The organism is Agrobacterium sp. 719_389 (genome assembly GCF_900188475.1).
Lineage (GTDB): Bacteria > Pseudomonadota > Alphaproteobacteria > Rhizobiales > Rhizobiaceae > Agrobacterium > Agrobacterium radiobacter.
This window is the reverse complement of the sequence record NZ_FYEM01000003.1, coordinates 301,733-317,600: the sequence shown is the minus strand read 5'-3', so window position 1 is coordinate 317,600 and position 15,868 is coordinate 301,733. Positions and strand designations below refer to the sequence as shown.

At 59.8% G+C, this 15,868-nt stretch carries 16 protein-coding genes; 9 read left to right on the top strand and 7 right to left on the bottom strand.

Annotated features, from left to right (window positions below):
* Positions 1–66 precede the first annotated feature (66 nt).
* Positions 67–2,115, bottom strand: a complete 2,049-nt coding sequence (locus tag CFB10_RS08485; RefSeq protein ID WP_026363794.1) for a methyl-accepting chemotaxis protein — start codon at positions 2,113–2,115, stop codon at positions 67–69.
* A 351-nt stretch (positions 2,116–2,466) separates the two neighbouring features.
* Here CFB10_RS08485 and rpmH point away from each other — a divergent pair, with 351 nt between their 5' ends.
* From rpmH to yihA, 4 genes are read left to right on the top strand one after another with little or no spacing between them, the layout of a single operon-like run.
* On the top strand, positions 2,467–2,604 hold the full coding sequence (gene rpmH, locus CFB10_RS08480; protein ID WP_003493611.1) for a 50S ribosomal protein L34: 138 nt from the start codon (positions 2,467–2,469) through the stop codon (positions 2,602–2,604).
* Positions 2,605–2,640: 36 nt separating this feature from the next.
* A complete protein-coding gene (rnpA, locus tag CFB10_RS08475) occupies positions 2,641–3,024 on the top strand; it encodes a ribonuclease P protein component (protein ID WP_003503690.1) in 384 nt (127 codons plus the stop codon).
* Complete coding sequence (gene yidC / locus CFB10_RS08470) at positions 3,024–4,826, top strand: membrane protein insertase YidC (protein WP_020011028.1); 1,803 nt, start codon at positions 3,024–3,026, stop codon at positions 4,824–4,826. The genes rnpA and yidC overlap by 1 nt, the downstream gene beginning before the upstream one ends.
* Positions 4,823–5,476, top strand: coding sequence for a ribosome biogenesis GTP-binding protein YihA/YsxC (gene yihA, locus CFB10_RS08465; protein ID WP_003503694.1), 654 nt, complete (start codon positions 4,823–4,825; stop codon positions 5,474–5,476). Before yidC ends, yihA begins: the two co-directional genes overlap by 4 nt.
* A 12-nt stretch (positions 5,477–5,488) precedes the next feature.
* Here the strand turns inward: yihA and CFB10_RS08460 are convergent, their stop codons facing one another.
* Positions 5,489–5,866, bottom strand: a complete 378-nt coding sequence (locus tag CFB10_RS08460; protein WP_020011029.1) for a hypothetical protein — start codon at positions 5,864–5,866, stop codon at positions 5,489–5,491.
* Positions 5,867–6,137: 271 nt separating this feature from the next.
* Here CFB10_RS08460 and argB point away from each other — a divergent pair, with 271 nt between their 5' ends.
* Positions 6,138–7,022 (top strand): acetylglutamate kinase, encoded by an 885-nt coding sequence (gene argB, locus CFB10_RS08455; protein ID WP_003503698.1) that lies wholly within the window; start codon positions 6,138–6,140, stop codon positions 7,020–7,022.
* 46 nt (positions 7,023–7,068) lie between these two features.
* On the opposite strand, the gene CFB10_RS08450 is transcribed toward argB, so the two are convergent.
* The gene (locus tag CFB10_RS08450) at positions 7,069–7,986 is read right to left on the bottom strand and encodes a DMT family transporter (RefSeq protein ID WP_026363795.1); all 918 of its coding nucleotides are present in this window, start codon (positions 7,984–7,986) and stop codon (positions 7,069–7,071) included.
* A 106-nt stretch (positions 7,987–8,092) separates the two neighbouring features.
* On the opposite strand from CFB10_RS08450, the gene CFB10_RS08445 reads away from it, so the two are divergent.
* Positions 8,093–8,806: a pyrimidine 5'-nucleotidase gene (locus CFB10_RS08445; protein ID WP_020011031.1), complete on the top strand. Its 714-nt coding sequence runs from the start codon at positions 8,093–8,095 to the stop codon at positions 8,804–8,806.
* A 100-nt stretch (positions 8,807–8,906) separates the two neighbouring features.
* Positions 8,907–9,503 (top strand): EF-hand domain-containing protein, encoded by a 597-nt coding sequence (locus tag CFB10_RS08440; protein ID WP_020011032.1) that lies wholly within the window; start codon positions 8,907–8,909, stop codon positions 9,501–9,503.
* A gap of 41 nt (positions 9,504–9,544) precedes the next feature.
* Here CFB10_RS08440 and CFB10_RS08435 read toward each other — a convergent pair whose 3' ends face one another.
* Positions 9,545–9,802, bottom strand: coding sequence for a DUF1150 family protein (locus CFB10_RS08435; protein ID WP_003503706.1), 258 nt, complete (start codon positions 9,800–9,802; stop codon positions 9,545–9,547).
* A 56-nt stretch (positions 9,803–9,858) separates the two neighbouring features.
* Positions 9,859–10,284, bottom strand: a complete 426-nt coding sequence (locus CFB10_RS08430) for an Hsp20 family protein (RefSeq protein WP_020011033.1) — start codon at positions 10,282–10,284, stop codon at positions 9,859–9,861.
* Between the two features lie 206 nt (positions 10,285–10,490).
* On the opposite strand from CFB10_RS08430, the gene CFB10_RS08425 reads away from it, so the two are divergent.
* Positions 10,491–11,435 carry a nucleoside hydrolase gene (locus tag CFB10_RS08425; protein WP_020011035.1) on the top strand — a complete coding sequence of 315 codons (945 nt, stop codon included), beginning with the start codon at positions 10,491–10,493 and terminating at the stop codon, positions 11,433–11,435.
* Positions 11,436–11,506: 71 nt separating this feature from the next.
* Here CFB10_RS08425 and CFB10_RS08420 read toward each other — a convergent pair whose 3' ends face one another.
* Both CFB10_RS08420 and CFB10_RS08415 read right to left on the bottom strand, forming a co-directional pair.
* Positions 11,507–13,840 (bottom strand): methyl-accepting chemotaxis protein, encoded by a 2,334-nt coding sequence (locus CFB10_RS08420; RefSeq protein ID WP_026363796.1) that lies wholly within the window; start codon positions 13,838–13,840, stop codon positions 11,507–11,509.
* A gap of 166 nt (positions 13,841–14,006) precedes the next feature.
* Positions 14,007–14,873 (bottom strand): LOG family protein, encoded by an 867-nt coding sequence (locus CFB10_RS08415; protein WP_020011037.1) that lies wholly within the window; start codon positions 14,871–14,873, stop codon positions 14,007–14,009.
* Positions 14,874–15,011: 138 nt separating this feature from the next.
* Here CFB10_RS08415 and dapD point away from each other — a divergent pair, with 138 nt between their 5' ends.
* Positions 15,012–15,866, top strand: coding sequence for a 2,3,4,5-tetrahydropyridine-2,6-dicarboxylate N-succinyltransferase (dapD, locus tag CFB10_RS08410; protein WP_003503714.1), 855 nt, complete (start codon positions 15,012–15,014; stop codon positions 15,864–15,866).
* The last annotated feature ends 2 nt before the right edge of the window (positions 15,867–15,868 follow it).

Below are 15,868 nucleotides of genomic sequence, written 5' to 3'. Positions count from 1 at the left end.
ACAAACGCCGCCTGAAAGGGGCGGCGTTCGCAACATAAGCCTGTTTGACGCGGAACCGCAGGTCGCCTAGAATTCCTGCCAGTCGCCATGCGCCGGTGCTGCAGCGGGCTGGGCGTTGAGCGCACGACTGACGCTGTTCATCAATTTGCGGGCCGGAGACGCCACCGCCGCCGTCCTGCCGGAGACCGCAACCGGTCCGGCGGATGCCGTTACCGGTCTTGCAGGCTGCTCGAAACGGTGGCTGCGCTGTGCATTTTCGGCGCCAACATTGAAACGGGTCACCAGCGTCACGAGATGATCCGCCTCGCTGCTCAGCTTGTGGGTTGCGGCCGAGGTCTCCTCCACCATGGCGGCATTGCGCTGCGTCACCTGATCCATCTGGTTGATGGCGGTATTCACCTCGTGCAGTCCGGTGGACTGCTCCCTGGCCGCCGTCGCGATCGAATGGATGTGCTCATTGATCGTCAGAACGCGGGTCTCGATCTCGCTTAGTGCGCTGCCGGTTTTCTGCACCAGCGACACGCCGCGTCCGACCTCCTGGCCGGATTTGGTGATCAGCGCCTTGATGTCCTTTGCAGCCGTTGCGGAACGCTGCGCCAGTTCCCGCACTTCCTGCGCGACGACGGCGAAGCCCTTGCCGGCTTCGCCAGCACGCGCCGCTTCCACGCCGGCGTTCAGCGCGAGAAGGTTGGTCTGGAAGGCGATCTCGTCGATGACGTTGATGATCTGGCTGATTTCCCGCGAGGCATGCTCGATGCGATCCATGGCGGAGACGGCATCGCGCACGACACTGGCGGATTCCTCCGTCTTCTGCTTGGTTTCGGCAACCATGGCGCTGGCTTCCTGCGCACGGTCGGTGGAATTGCGAACAACGGCGGTGATTTCGTCCAGGGCGGCGGAGGTTTCCTCCAGCGCCGCAGCCTGCTGTTCCGTTCGCTTCGACAGGTCGTCGGCCGCCGAGCGCAGTTCACTTGCGTTGCCGCTGATGCCCTCCGTGCTGCCGCGCACCTCCCTCATCGTCTCGCGCAGCTTCGTCAGCGTCTGGTTGACGTTCTCCTGGAGTTCGGCGAACACACCGCGGAATTCGCCGTCCATCTTCTCCGTCAGATCACCCCGCGCCAGACCTTCAATGACGCGGCTGGTCTCGGATACGCCGTTATGGACCCCCGTGAGGAGCGAATTGATCGTCGCGGCGAAACGATTGAGGTTTTCGTCGCCATAATCCTTGTTGATGCGGCGGCTGAAATCGCCCTGGGCCGCGGCGTCGACGACGACGGCCATGCCGGCCTGCAGGTCGTCGCTCTTGGCGCGCATGGCGGTCTCCTGCGCATTCATGCGGCGCACCTCGCGGCCGTTGTTCTTGAAGACCTCGACGGCGGCGGCCATTTCACCGATCTCGTCGTTGCGGCCGAGATAGGGGACTTCCGCGTCCAGATTTCCATCGGCCACCGCATTCATCACCTGCGAAACCCTGCGGATGGGCGCGCTGAGCTGCCGCGTTCCGATGTAGAGGCCGAAGGCGGCGCCTGCGCCGACACCTGCAACCGTCACGGCGACGATCACCCAGAATATGGCGGTGCTGAAAGAATCCATTCCTGCCTTTACGACTTCCAGTTCGGCAATGTCGTTTTTCACGACACCATCGATCTCCGCCTGATAGGCCTTGCGGTTGGCGCGGTTCGCCTCATTGTTGCCCTGTTGGGCGGCTGCCTGCGGCCCGCTCTCCTTCGCCAGCCGGACAGTCTCCAGACGGAAGGTCCGGAATTCCTTGGACCGGCCGACAAGCTTGTCGAAACTCGTCCGCTGTTCCGCCGGCACGAGCTGAGCCCAGCTGGCAATCAGCTTTTCCATGGCGTCAAGGTTTTTGACCATGCCGTCGGCAAAGGGGGTGGCTGCGGCCACATCCGCCGCCGCATAGACGCCGCGCGCCTCCATGACGACTGCTGTCACCAGACGGTTAAGCGCCTCGCCCTTGTAGGCCCTTTCGGCAGTCTCCTCGAAATGATGCGACCTGACCCGGAACTCGTTGATCGCATAGATGGAAAGCCCGCCGATGGTGCAGGCAACGAGGCTCATAAGCCCGACAAGTAGATTGATACGACCGCGAATTCTCAATTTCGTTCCCCCAACAAAAACCAGCCGCGCAATGAAAATGGGAAGCTGGCATAACTTTTCGCGTCACAAGATTTATCAATCCGGCGTTAAGAAAGAATTTCGGATTTTATCGATTGCGCGTCGGAATCAGCCTCAATCGACAGTCGGCGAAGGAGATTGCGGTGCGTTTTCCGCAAAAGGTGAACCGCGAAAACCCCTTCGGCAATTGACTTTGCTCGGCCTATGCCCTTATAAGCCGCGCACGCTCGGCCATTGAAAGCTCGCCCAGGCGGGGTTAGCCGTGCAAAAAACGAAACGCTCTTGCAAATAATTGCAAATTCAAGAAGGGCCGCACACCGCGGTATTAAATAAATGTCGAAGCGTACTTACCAACCGTCCAAGCTTGTTCGCAAGCGTCGTCATGGTTTCCGTGCCCGCATGGCTACCGCCGGCGGCCGCAAGGTTCTCGCAGCCCGCCGTGCGCGCGGCCGCGCACGTCTGTCGGCTTAATTGCCGAGCCTGTGGCCCGATGAAAGTCGTGGGCACATGAGCAAGACTGAAAAACACCCCGGCCGGCTTAAAAACCGGTCGGAGTTTCTTGCCGTTCAGGCGGGGGAAAAACGGCGGGGAAGCACCTTTCTTCTGGAAGTGCTTGACCGAAAAGCCCCGGAAACCGAGCCTCGCGTCGGTTTTACCGTAACAAAAAGACAAGGCAACGCGGTCGAGCGAAATCGCATGCGCCGCCGTCTCAGGGAAGCCGTCAGGCTTTCTGCCGGGGTCGCAATGAAGCCCGGTCATGACTATGTGATTGTCGCCCGCAGGGATGTGCTCGATACGGCCTTCCCGAAACTTCAGTCTCTCCTTGCCGAGCGCATTGAAGGAACGGCGAAACCGAAACGGTCCCAGGAGACCCGCTCCAGGAAAGAATGATGGAAAAGAACCGCAATTACTTCATCGCGATAGCCCTTTCGGTTGTCATCGTCCTCGCCTGGCAATTCCTTTACATGAATCCGCGTATCGAGCAGCAGCGCCGCGCCGAAGAGGCCCGCCAGGCGCAGCAGCAGACGACGCAGCAACAGCAGCCGGCACCGGGTGCCGCGCCCGGTGCAGCCGTCGAAGGCACACCGCCCGCCTCCTCGCCGCAGACCGCCGCAACGGCGACCCGTGACGAGTCGATTGCAAGAACCCAGCGTGTGGCCATCGACACCAACGCCATCGCCGGTTCGATCAATCTCACCGGTGCCCGTTTCGACGACATCCGGCTCAAGGATTACCATGAGACCGTCGATGACTCGAGCCCGATCATCACGCTGTTCTCGCCCTCCGACACCAAGGACGGCTACTTCACCGAACTCGGTTTTGTTGCTGCACAGGAAGTCGGCGGCGTTCCCGGTCCGACCACCGTCTGGACGCTTGCAAGCGGTGAGAAGCTGACGGAAACCACCCCGGTCACCCTCACCTACACCAATTCCAAGGGCGTGATTTTCTCCCGTACGATTTCGATCGACGAGCATTACATGATCTCGGTCGCCGACAAGGTCGAGAACCCGGGACAGGCTGCGGTCTCCTTCGCCACCTATGGCCGTGTGACGCGTAACAACAAGCCGGCGATCCCGCCCGTCTTCGTCATCCATGAAGGTTTTCTTGGCGTTTCGGGCAAAGACGGCAGCCTGACGGAAGAAAAATACAAGAATGTTGAAGAAGCACCGGTAACTATTGCCAAGGCGACCGGCGGCTGGCTCGGCATTACCGACAAATATTGGGCTGCAGCCATCGTTCCGCCGCAGACAACGCCGTTCGAAACCCGCTTTTCGCATATCACCGGCAATCAGCCGAGCTACCAGGCGGATTTCAAGAGCGACACGATGACGGTCGAACCCGGCCAGTCCATCGAGCTGAAGAGCCTTGTCTTCGCCGGCGCCAAGGAAGTGCCGCTGGTCGACCGCTATGAAAAAGAATATTCCATTCCGAAGTTCGACCTTCTGATCGACTGGGGCTGGTTCTACTTCATCACCAAGCCGATGTTCAAAATGATGGATTTCTTCTTCCGTTATTTTGGCAATTTCGGCGTGGCCATCCTGCTCACCACCATCGTCGTCAAGGCGCTCTTCTTCCCGCTCGCCAGCAAGCAATATGCTTCCATGGCGAACATGAAGCGCGTGCAGCCGAAGATGGAAGAGCTGAAAGCCAAGCATGGCGATGACCGCATGGCCATGCAGCAGGCGATGATGCAGCTCTACAAGGAAGAGAAGATCAACCCGGTTGCCGGCTGCTGGCCGATGCTTCTACAGATTCCGGTCTTCTTCGCGCTTTACAAGGTCATCTACGTCACGATCGAAATGCGGCATGCACCGTTCTTCGGCTGGATTCACGACCTTTCCGCGCCCGATCCGACGTCGCTTTTCAACCTGTTCGGCCTTCTGCCATACGACGTGCCGCACTTCCTGATGATCGGCGTCTGGCCGCTGGTCATGGGCATCACCATGTTCCTGCAGATGCGCATGAACCCGACGCCCCCCGATCCGACGCAGGCAATGATCTTCAACTGGATGCCGCTGATCTTCACCTTCATGCTGGCCTCCTTCCCGGCCGGTCTGGTCATCTACTGGGCATGGAACAATACGCTCTCCATCACCCAGCAGGCCGTCATCATGAAGCGTCAGGGCGCCAAGATCGAACTGTTCGATAATATCAAGGGGCTGTTCAAGCGAAAGCCGGTGCAATCGAAATGAGTGAGACCGGCACGGCAACCGAAAAGCCCCTGTTCGGGCGACCCTGGATTTTCATTCGCGGCGTCCCCGCAATGAAATTCCTGCCGCCCGAAGGCCCGCCGGAGATTGCCTTCGCCGGTCGTTCGAATGTCGGCAAGTCCTCGCTCATCAATGCGCTGGTGGGCCACAAGGGGCTTGCCCGCACGTCCAACACGCCCGGACGCACGCAGGAACTCAACTACTTCGTTCCGGATGGTTATTCCGGCGAAGCGGGCGACCTGCCGCCGATGGCGCTGGTCGACATGCCCGGTTACGGTTATGCGCAGGCCCCCAAGGATCATGTTGACGCCTGGACGAAGCTTGTCTTCGATTATCTGCGCGGCCGTGCGACGCTGAAGCGCGTTTACGTGCTGATCGATTCCCGCCACGGCGTGAAAAAGAATGACGAAGAGGTTCTGACCCTGCTCGACAAGGCCGCCGTGTCCTACCAGATCGTGCTAACGAAGACGGACAAGATCAAGGATGTCGGCGTTCCTCGGCTGATCGGCGAAACGCTTGAAAAAATCCGCAAGCGCCCTGCCGCCTATCCGGAAGTTCTCGCCACGTCCTCGGAAAAATCGTTTGGGCTGGATAGCCTGCGGGCCGAGATCGTCAGAACGATCTCTCTTTGAGAGGCGCGCCGCTCAGGCGATAGTGAAAAGCAGAACGGCGGTCCAGAGCATCGCCGTCAATGCCAGAAGGCGCCAGAAGCGCACCGAATGCCAGACCTCCGAAAATATGGCAGCGAACATGCTGCCACCCCGTAGCGGCTGGCTCCTGAATGGCAGGCCGGAGCGGCTTGGATCCCGTTCGAGCAGGGCGGCGACGCTCGCGTTTTCACGATATTCGGTTTCCGCCAGATTGTCCCGCCAGCGCCTGACCATGGCCGCGAACTGGCGGTCGCGTTTGATGCGCTTGGCAAGCTCCGCCATGCTCTCAGGCGGCAAGGCACCCAGCACATATTCGCCCGCAAGGACTTCGTCCCGCAAACCGCTTTGCTTGTCTCGATCGGGTGCCGTCATGTGGTCTCTCGCTCCTCGGTCGTTCAGGTCAGCATCGCTTGCGCGGCGCGCGACATCTTCTGTCGCCCTGAATTCACCCCTCCCCTTTCCCCTGCAAGGCTGGTCCCATTGGGCCTTTATGTCAATCGCATTACAGGGCCCGGAACGCCAAAAAAAAGAAATTTGACTGCTGCCGACACAATAAGGCCGAGAGGTTATTTCATCCGTCAAAGACTTGCTTTAGAGCGATGACAGGCTCTCAACAGCCGCAACCACAGACCGAGGTTTTTAGATGACGTCTTCCGAAAGCGAAACTCAGGCGCGGCTGCTCGCACAGGCTCTGCCTTTTATGCAGAAATACGAGAACAAGACCATCGTGGTGAAATATGGCGGTCACGCCATGGGGGATTCCACGCTCGGCAAGGCTTTCGCGGAAGACATCGCGCTGTTGAAGCAATCAGGCATAAACCCGATCGTCGTGCATGGCGGCGGCCCGCAGATCGGCGCGATGCTGACCAAGATGGGCATCGAATCGAAATTCGAGGGCGGCCTGCGCGTCACCGACGCCAAGACGGTCGAGATCGTCGAAATGGTTCTGGCCGGCTCGATCAACAAGGAAATCGTCGCCCTCATCAACCAGACAGGCGAATGGGCCATCGGCCTGTGCGGCAAGGACGGCAACATGGTCTTCGCCGAAAAGGCGAAAAAGACCGTCATCGATCCTGACAGCAATATCGAACGCGTGCTCGATCTCGGCTTCGTCGGCGAAGTCACCGAAGTCGACCGCACCCTGCTCGACCTGCTCGCCAAATCGGAAATGATCCCGGTCATCGCCCCGGTCGCGCCTGGCCGCGATGGCGCCACCTACAATATCAACGCCGATACCTTCGCCGGCGCGATTGCCGGTGCGCTTCACGCCTCGCGTCTGCTGTTTCTCACCGACGTTCCCGGCGTTCTCGACAAGAACAAGGAACTCATCAAGGAACTCACCGTCTCGCAGGCGCGTGCGCTCATCAAGGACGGCACGATTTCCGGTGGCATGATCCCGAAGGTCGAGACCTGCATCGACGCCATCAAGGCTGGTGTTCAGGGCGTGGTGATCCTTAACGGCAAGACGCCCCACTCCGTCCTTCTGGAAATCTTCACGGAAGGCGCAGGCACGCTCATCGTGCCCTGACATGCTTCAGGTGGCGGACGGCAAATCTGTCCGCCACGGCTGGCTTTCAGCCGAAGACCAGAAGCGACAGCACACCCACGACAATCAGCAGGCAACCGGAGAGTTCGAGCCGGTTGATCTTCTCCTTGAAGAAAAGCACGGTCGAGGCGAAGGCGAAGAGCATCTCCACCTGCGCCAATGCCTTCACCACGGCGGCCTGCTGCAGGGTCATTGCCGTGAACCAGCCGAATGAGGCCGTGGCGCCCACGAAACCGACTGCAAGCGACGGTTTCCACACCCTGGCAATGCGTCGCAATTCTTCCCTCTCGCGCCAGATGATCCACAGGAACATCGACACGGTCTGCATGACGATGACGACGACGAGCGTGAAGCCCGCCTGCATCATCGCGTCAGGAACGGGAAGGCTCGGCGCAAGCGCGAGCGACGCCGATCGGTAGGCAACCGACGACAGGCCGAAGAAAGCGCCCGAGGCAAGGCCGATGCCCGCCGTCCGGCTGAAGATCGAGGTGAAGAAGGAAGCGGGCGTGACTTCCGTGCGCGCCACCGAAATCAGCATGACACCGGCGACCGAGATGGCGATGGCCGCCAATGTACCGCCATTGACGCTTTCACCGATGAAGATAAGCGCGAACAGCGCCGCCTGCGCCGGCTCTGTGCGGGAATAGGCTGTTCCCACCGCAAAATTGCGGAAGGAGAACAGGTGCACCAGCAGGAAGGTGGCGGCGATCTGCGCCATGGCTCCGACAGTCGCCCACAAAGCGAAGGACATGTTGGGCACCGGCAGCGGGCGACCGAGCCCGAAATGCAGAAAAGCGAGATAGGCGAGAGCGAAGGGCATGCCGAACACGAAGCGCACAAAGGTCGCGCCCGTGGTGCCCATCATCCCCTTGAGGTGCTTTTGCAGGGTCGAGCGCAGGTTCTGCAAGAACGCGCTTGCGAAGGTTATGCCTATCCAGAGTTCCATGGCTTTGGCGGTATCATGCGCCGGAGGCCGCAGCCAAGCCCGATTTTCTGACCAATCGTCGTCTTTTCGATTTTCTTCGTCATTCGAAAAGGGCATAAAGCAGCCCATGGACACAAAGCCGAAAAACCTGCCCGAAGCCGCCGATTTCGACCATGTAAGCGAATGGGTCTTCGATCTCGACAACACGCTCTATCCGCATCACATCAATCTGTTTTCGCAGATCGATCGAAACATGACGGCCTATGTGGCGGAACTTCTGAAGCTTGACCCCGAGGAAGCCCGGGTGCTGCAGAAACGGTATTATCACGACCACGGCACGACGCTGCAGGGCCTGATGATCCATTACGGCATCAGCCCGGACGAGTTTCTGGAACGCGCCCACGCCATAGATTATTCGGCGCTGAAACCGCATCCGGAACTTGGTGAGGCAATCAAGGCTTTGCCTGGTCGCAAGTTCATCCTCACCAATGGCAGCGTGAAACACGCGCAGGCCGCCGCTGGCGCGCTCGGCATTCTCGATCATTTCGAGGATATTTTCGATATCGTCGCCGCGGGATACCTGCCGAAACCAGCCAGCGCGACCTATGAGAAATTCGCAGCACTTTCGAAACTCGACACGAAAAAAGCCGCCATGTTCGAGGATCTGCCGCGCAATCTTGCCGCCCCCAAGGCGCTGGGCATGAAGACCGTATTGCTCGTGCCTTCAAATCTTGAGGGCGTCATCATGGAACGCTGGGAAATCCCGGCCGTGACGGATGAGCATATCGACTACATTACCGACGACCTGACCGGGTTCCTGACGAAAACCATCACCCGCTGAGCAGCGAACATTACCGAAGCTTCATCCACCTTACGGATGTTTAAGTGGTGAGGCTTGCTGGACGTCACTATCTTTTCTTCAGGGACACCAAAGAAAGGTAATGACGATGACCACACGCAAAATCGCCCTGTCTGCTCTTGGCGCAGCCCTTGTGCTCAGCACGGCCGCAACGGCCAGTTTCGCTGCGCCCGGCAAGGGCCACAAGGATCGCATGCCGATCCGGCCGGAAGCGGCTTTCGTTCACCTGCTGAAGGTTGCCGACGCCAACAAGGACGGCAAGATTTCCAAGGAGGAATTCGCCGCCCGTCAGGACGCGCTCTTCACTGAGATCGACAAGGACAAGGACGGCTCGATCACGCCGAAGGAGATGCGCGAATACCGTCAGGCGAAGATGGAAGCCTTCCGCGCCGCCCATCCGCGCCCCGAGCGAGAGGAAGCCAAGGCGGATGAAGGCAAGGGTCCCGAGGGCAAGCGCGCAGAGCGCGAGCACGGCGGCCGTTTCGGCCATCAGGGCTGGGGCAAGCATGGCGGCAAGGGCGCAGGCTACGCGCTGATCCGCTGGGCCGATACCGACGAGAACGGTCAGGTCAGCAAGGCCGAATTCACCGCCGCTGGCGAAAAGATGTTCGAACGGCTGGACAGGAACAAGGACGGCGTCATCTCCATCGACGACATGCCGGAGCGCCCGTTCCTCTGATCCACTAAGCATAAAGCCCGCTTAAAAGCGGGCTTTTTTATTCAATGCAGGCTGACTGTCTTGAGATCGTCTTCGGCAGCCTTGAAAAACGTACTTGATCGGTTGTCCGTAAGGAGGATCGGCGTACCATCCGCACCGAACAGTGCCCAAAGATCCAATTGCGGATCGAGATCAGGCGCTTCCGGGAAACAGCGGCTGACGTCTTCCGCCCGGATCTTGCGGATATATCCCACTTCTCCTTCGCCGATATGGGCGAGCTGGGATTGGGTGAGACGCGCATGCGCTTCTTTTAAAAGCATATTTCAGCCTCCTTCTTCACGCCTAGCGATTCGTGCCGGATTCTGGCGTTCACGTTCTACTCTGAGACGGAAATATTAATTTTCTTCACCACGTTTAAAATTTCAGGGCGGACCAGATCGATGGAAAGAAGGCCGTTGCGCAGGCGCGCTTCCCTGACCTGCATGCCATCGGCAAGCACGAAAACCCGCTGGAACTGGCGCGCCGCGATGCCGCGATAGAGAAAATCGCGCTTCTCCTGTTCCTGCTGGCGACCACGAATGACAAGCTGGTTATCGGCCGTCGTCACATCCAGATCATCCTGCGAAAAACCGGCGACTGCGATGGTGATGCGCAGGCGTTCGGGCATATCTTCGCTGCCGGGCAGGCGCTCTATGTTGTAGGGAGGATAGCCGTCATTGGCCTTCGCCATACGCTCCAGCGTTTTTTCCATGGCATCAAAACCCAGCAGAAGCGGGTGGGTGAATGGCGTCATGCGGCTCATGTCTCTTCTGTCCTTGCAACCAAGCGACGTTTCGCGGTCCCGCTTCCGGCAACCTTGCCGGTCAATAGCACCGGCCCCAGCAATATGGGAAGCCGAACCACGATGCGCAAGACGAAACGCGGGGCAAAGGCAAGCCGCAGGAATGAGACTTGACAAGTGAGCACCCGCCGCTCGAAAAAAGCGCTCATCTCAACGGCGGGCAAGACATGGCAGAACGCAGAAAAATCATCATCGACACCGATCCCGGCCAGGACGACGCAGCGGCAATCATGCTCGCTTTCGCCAGCCCGGAGGAAATCGACATTCTCGGATTGTGCGCCGTCGCCGGCAACGTTCCGCTGAAGCTGACCAGCCGCAACATCCGCATCATCTGCGAATTGTGCGGGCGCACCGATATTCCAGTCTATGAGGGCGCCGAGAAGCCGCTGGTACGCAAGCCCATCACCGCCGAACATGTTCACGGCAGCACCGGCCTCGATGGCCCGGTTCTCGACGAACCGTCCATGGAGGCGCAAAAGCAGCACGCGGTCGATTTCATCATCGAAACGCTGATGCGGGAACCCGCCGGCACCGTAACGCTCTGCACGCTCGGCGCGCTGACCAATGTGGCGCTGGCGCTCCTGAAGGCGCCTGAGATCGCCGACCGCGTCAAGGAACTGGTGATGATGGGGGGCGGCTTCTTCGAGGGCGGCAACATCACACCGGCGGCGGAATTCAACATCTATGTCGACCCACAGGCCGCCGACATCGTCTTCCGATCCGGCATGCCTGTTGTCATGATGCCGCTCGACGTCACCCATCAGTTGCTGACGACCAAGGCCCGGGTCAGCCGCATTCGCGAGATCGGCACACGGCCGGCCATCGCCATGGCGGAAATGCTGGAATTCTTCGAACGCTTCGACATCGAGAAATACGGTTCGGATGGCGGCCCGCTGCACGATCCGACCGTCATTGCCTATCTCGTCAAACCCGAACTGTTTCAGGGTCGCGAGTGCAACGTCGAAATCGAGGTCCATTCAGAACTGACCATGGGCATGACCGTGGTGGACTGGTGGAATGTTACCGAACGGCCCGCCAATGCCCGCGTGATGCGCAATGTGGATGCCGACGGCTTCTTCGAGTTGCTGACGGAACGTTTCGCCCGTCTCTGACGGAAGCGGACAAGGAAAAAGGGCCGCTGGCGATACCAGCGGCCCTTTTTATTTGAGGCGGAAATGGCGCGTCAGAACTCCGTCCAGTCATCCTGCGCCAGCGCGTTTGCGCCGCTGGTTCTTGGGCGGGCGCGCGGCGCGGCCGGGCGGCCCGATGCCTGCGCCGGCGCGGTGGGTGCGCGCATCACCGCAGCAGTGGCGCGCAATTGCTGGCTGGAATGGCCGCCGGAAACGGAGAAACCGGCAACGAGCGATTTCAGCGTTTCGGCCTCGCTGTTCAGCGTTACACTTGCCGCCGTGGTTTCTTCCACCATCGCCGCATTCTGCTGGGTAACCTGGTCCATCTGGGTAACGGCGGAATTGATCTCCTTGAGGCCTACCGCCTGTTCGCTGGCGGAGGCGGAGATCTGCCGTATCAGCTGGTTGATCTGCAGAACCTGATCGGCGATCTTTTTCATCGTCTCACCGGCCTTGCCGACCAGCTGGACGCCCTCGCCCACCTGGGTGGCCGAAGTGTTGATGAGGCCCTTGATCTCCTTGGCGGCGGTTGCGGACCGCTGCGCCAGTTCGCGGACTTCCTGTGCGACGACGGCAAAGCCCTTGCCGGCATCACCCGCGCGGGCGGCTTCGACGCCCGCATTCAGCGCCAGAAGATTGGTCTGGAAGGCAATCTCGTCGATAACACCGATGATGCGGGAGATTTCGGCCGAGGATTGCGCGATGCCTTCCATGGAATTCACGGCCTGCTGCACGACTTCGCCTGACTTGCCGGCGTCGTCGCAGGCATGGCTGACGGCGCCAGCCGCCTGTGCAGCATTTTCCGCGCTGGAATTGACCTGTGCGGTCAGCTGATTGAGGGCGGCAGCGGTTTCTTCGAGGCTTGCGGCCTGCTGTTCCGTGCGGTGCGAAAGATCGCTGGCGGCGCGGGTGATCTCACCTGTGCCGTTGCCGATGCTGACGACGGTTGCGTTGACGGTGGAAACCGTTTCCTCGAGGCTCGCAAGCGCCGAGTTGAAATCCTCGCGCAGCTTCGCATATTCACCCGGGAATTCGTCCTCGATGCGGTAGGTGAGATTGCCCTGCGAGAGCGCATTGAGGCCAGCACCCAGCACGCCGACAATGTGCTGCTGCATGCGGCTGTTCTCATTGCGCTCGAATTCGGATCGCTGGCGCTCCGTCTCGGCGTGACCGCGCTGGGCGTCGGCTTCAGCCTCCATCTCGCGAATGCCGGCAAGCTTCGCACGGAAACCTTCCAGCGCGGTAGCGACGGCGCCCGTCTCATCCCGGCGCTCCTGTCCGGAAACCGGCACATCGTAGCGGCCGTCGCTCAGCGTCCTGACATCGGAAACCAGCGAAGCAAGCGGATTACGGACGAAATAACGCACGGCGAAATAAAGCGCGGTGATGACCGCGGCGAGAATGACGATCGCGCCGATGATCATCATGTAGGTCTGCTCCTGAACCGGTGCGTTCAGGGCCTGATGGGGAATATCCACCAGCACCACCCAGGTCGCGTTGAGGCCGGGAACGGCGAAGGGATAGACGAGACGGTTATAGGGCGCGTCCGTATCAACGCCGAGATTTTCGATGAGGCCCTGCTTGCCTGACGTGATTGCCGCCTGAACGGTGCTTGCACCGTCTCCGTCATAGGCTTTCATGTTCTGCTCGGGCGTCGGCGGCACCAGCCACTGGCCGCCCTGCGAAACGAGCGTCACGCGGCCGGTCTCGAAAGGATGCAGCGCCTGCAGCTTCTGCGACAGCGAGGCCAGCGAGATATCGACACCAGCCACGCCGATCATCTTGCCATCAGACATGACGGGATAGGCAAGCGACGTCATCGTCGTCGGCACTTCGGTGCCTTCGGCGAGATAGGGCTGCGTGATCGCGCCCTTGCCGGACTTGGCGGCAAGCGCATACCATTCCGCGGCATAGTCATTCTTGAACGTCGAGAACTGGATTTCGCCCTTCTGGGTTTTCGACCAGTAAGGAGCGAAGGCGCCGGTCGCATTGGTGCCGAGATCGAGCCTGTTGGCGATCTCCGTCGTCTGGCCGTCAAAAAGGCCGAGCTGCTCACAGAACCAGCTGCCAAAGGCAAAGGCGTTCTGCTCGACATTGGCCTTCAGGATGTTGACGATGCCGGGGCGATCCATTGATTTCGCCTGATGCGCACGGCCGATGACACCGGCCATGGAGCGCGCGGCGCTGCCGAGTTCACCCACATCGGCGGCGATGACGTTGGCGATGGCGCGCGCTTCGGTATTGGCCTGATCCATGGTCAGCGCGTGCACGCGCTCACTCGTCTGGGAAATGAGGAAGGAATTCGATGCAACGAGAACCGTGGTGATGGCGCAGCCGGTTACGAGGATCAGCTTGGTCGCAAGCGACTTCACTTTGAAATTGAACATTTTGGCCTCGATCAAATCGCCCGCCCGAAAAGGCTGACGTCAACGGATGATAAATCTCCGTCATGGAGGCCCGTCCCCATGGGACAGTGCGCTGCAGCGCGACGAGGCAAAACTAGAAGAAGATTGCTAATTAAGCCCTAAAATTACTTCGTCGCGCCAAGCATAATCAGTGCTCGTAGTGAGCCGAGATGATTTTCCATGCATCGTCGGCCGTTTCAGCAAAATGCAGAAGATTCATATCTTCAGGCGCGATAGTACCGAAATCCGCCAGGAACTCGAAATTGATCACCGATCGCCAGAATTTCTCACCGAACAGGATGAGAGGAATGGGCTCCATGCGCTTCGTCTGGATCAGGGTCAACGCTTCGAACAATTCGTCCAGCGTGCCGAAACCGCCGGGGAAGATCACAACCGCCTTCGCCCGCATCAGGAAATGCATCTTGCGAATGGCGAAATAGTGGAAGTTGAAGCTCAGTTCCGGTGTCACATAGGGGTTCGGCGCCTGCTCGTGCGGCAGGACGATATTAAGGCCGATGGATGGGCCACCCACATCGGCCGCACCACGATTGCCCGCTTCCATGACGCCCGGACCGCCGCCGGTGACCACGACATATTCAAGGTGATCCGATTTCGCGGCATAGTCGGTGCAAAGACGGGCGAACTTGCGCGCCTCGTCGTAATAGACCGAGGATTGTTCCAGATTGCGCTTTTGCGTCTCGTTGCGTGCCGCCCAGGCTTCGCCGCCGGGTTCGGGAATGCGCGCGCCGCCAAACATGACGACGGTGGATTTGATGCCGCGCTCGGTGAGCGCCATTTCCGTCTTCAGAAGTTCCAATTGAAGCCTGACGGGGCGCAATTCCTCGCGGCAGAGAAAATCCATGTCCACATAGGCGAGGCGATAGGACGGGGAGTCCGACTGCGGTGTTTTTTGAACGACCTCGGCCTGCTGCTTGTCCACGGCGCTGCGCTTCAACGGGTCCCATACCCCGTCCTTACGTCGCAACTTGCCGTTTTTCAGTCGTGTCATTTCCATGCCTTTCGTCTGACGCGCCAAATCACCCAAATCACATTGACGCCTTTCCAACACTCCCTTAGATCAAATGACCAAAGCCTTCCAGCGGCGCGGTACCATCCGTGACCATGAACACCACGCGACTTTAAGGAATTTTCCATGAGCCTTACGGATCTCACCTCCCTCGAAACCATCATCGAAACGGCGTTCGACAACCGCGATAGCGTGAACGTATCGACGAAGGGCGAGGTTCGCGACGCCGTGGACACATCTCTTCAACTTCTCGATAGCGGTAAGGCACGCGTGGCCGAGAAGCAGGCGGACGGAAACTGGAAGGTGAACCAGTGGCTGAAAAAGGCCGTGCTCCTCTCATTCCGTCTGAACGATATGGAAATCGTCACCGGCGGCCCGGGCGAATCCACCTGGTGGGACAAGGTGCCGTCGAAGTTCGAAAACTGGGGTGAAAACCAGTTCCGCGCCGCCGGTTTCCGCGCTGTGCCGAACGCCGTCGTCCGCCGCTCCGCCTATGTGGCCAAGAACGTTGTGCTGATGCCCTCCTTCGTCAATCTCGGCGCCTATGTCGATGAAGGCACGATGGTCGATACCTGGGCAACCGTCGGTTCCTGCGCGCAGATCGGCAAGAATGTGCACCTCTCCGGCGGCGTCGGAATTGGCGGCGTTCTGGAACCGCTGCAGGCGGGTCCGACGATCATCGAGGACAATTGCTTTATCGGCGCCCGTTCGGAAGTCGTGGAAGGCTGCATCGTGCGCGAAGGCGCGGTTCTCGGCATGGGCGTCTTCATCGGCAAGTCCACCAAGATCGTCGATCGCGCCACCGGCGAGATCACCTATGGCGAAGTGCCGCCCTATTCCGTCGTCGTTGCCGGCACCATGCCGGGCAAACCTTTCCCGAACGGCGAGCCTGGCCCAAGCCTCTATTGCGCCGTGATCGTCAAGCGCGTCGATGAAAAGACCCGCTCCAAGACCGGCATCAACGAGCTTCTGCGCGACTGATA

Coding starts and splice junctions, on each gene's coding strand:
- CFB10_RS08430 (WP_020011033.1), bottom strand. CDS start 10,284: ATGAGCCGCATGACGCCATTCACCCACCCGCTTCTGCTGGGTTTTGAT.
- CFB10_RS08450 (WP_026363795.1), bottom strand. CDS start 7,986: ATGGAACTCTGGATAGGCATAACCTTCGCAAGCGCGTTCTTGCAGAAC.
- rpmH (WP_003493611.1), top strand. CDS start 2,467: ATGTCGAAGCGTACTTACCAACCGTCCAAGCTTGTTCGCAAGCGTCGT.
- CFB10_RS08440 (WP_020011032.1), top strand. CDS start 8,907: ATGACGATGACCACACGCAAAATCGCCCTGTCTGCTCTTGGCGCAGCC.
- CFB10_RS08425 (WP_020011035.1), top strand. CDS start 10,491: ATGGCAGAACGCAGAAAAATCATCATCGACACCGATCCCGGCCAGGAC.
- dapD (WP_003503714.1), top strand. CDS start 15,012: ATGAGCCTTACGGATCTCACCTCCCTCGAAACCATCATCGAAACGGCG.
- argB (WP_003503698.1), top strand. CDS start 6,138: ATGACGTCTTCCGAAAGCGAAACTCAGGCGCGGCTGCTCGCACAGGCT.
- CFB10_RS08435 (WP_003503706.1), bottom strand. CDS start 9,802: ATGCTTTTAAAAGAAGCGCATGCGCGTCTCACCCAATCCCAGCTCGCC.
- CFB10_RS08460 (WP_020011029.1), bottom strand. CDS start 5,866: ATGACGGCACCCGATCGAGACAAGCAAAGCGGTTTGCGGGACGAAGTC.
- yidC (WP_020011028.1), top strand. CDS start 3,024: ATGGAAAAGAACCGCAATTACTTCATCGCGATAGCCCTTTCGGTTGTC.
- CFB10_RS08420 (WP_026363796.1), bottom strand. CDS start 13,840: ATGTTCAATTTCAAAGTGAAGTCGCTTGCGACCAAGCTGATCCTCGTA.
- rnpA (WP_003503690.1), top strand. CDS start 2,641: ATGAGCAAGACTGAAAAACACCCCGGCCGGCTTAAAAACCGGTCGGAG.
- yihA (WP_003503694.1), top strand. CDS start 4,823: ATGAGTGAGACCGGCACGGCAACCGAAAAGCCCCTGTTCGGGCGACCC.
- CFB10_RS08445 (WP_020011031.1), top strand. CDS start 8,093: ATGGACACAAAGCCGAAAAACCTGCCCGAAGCCGCCGATTTCGACCAT.
- CFB10_RS08415 (WP_020011037.1), bottom strand. CDS start 14,873: ATGGAAATGACACGACTGAAAAACGGCAAGTTGCGACGTAAGGACGGG.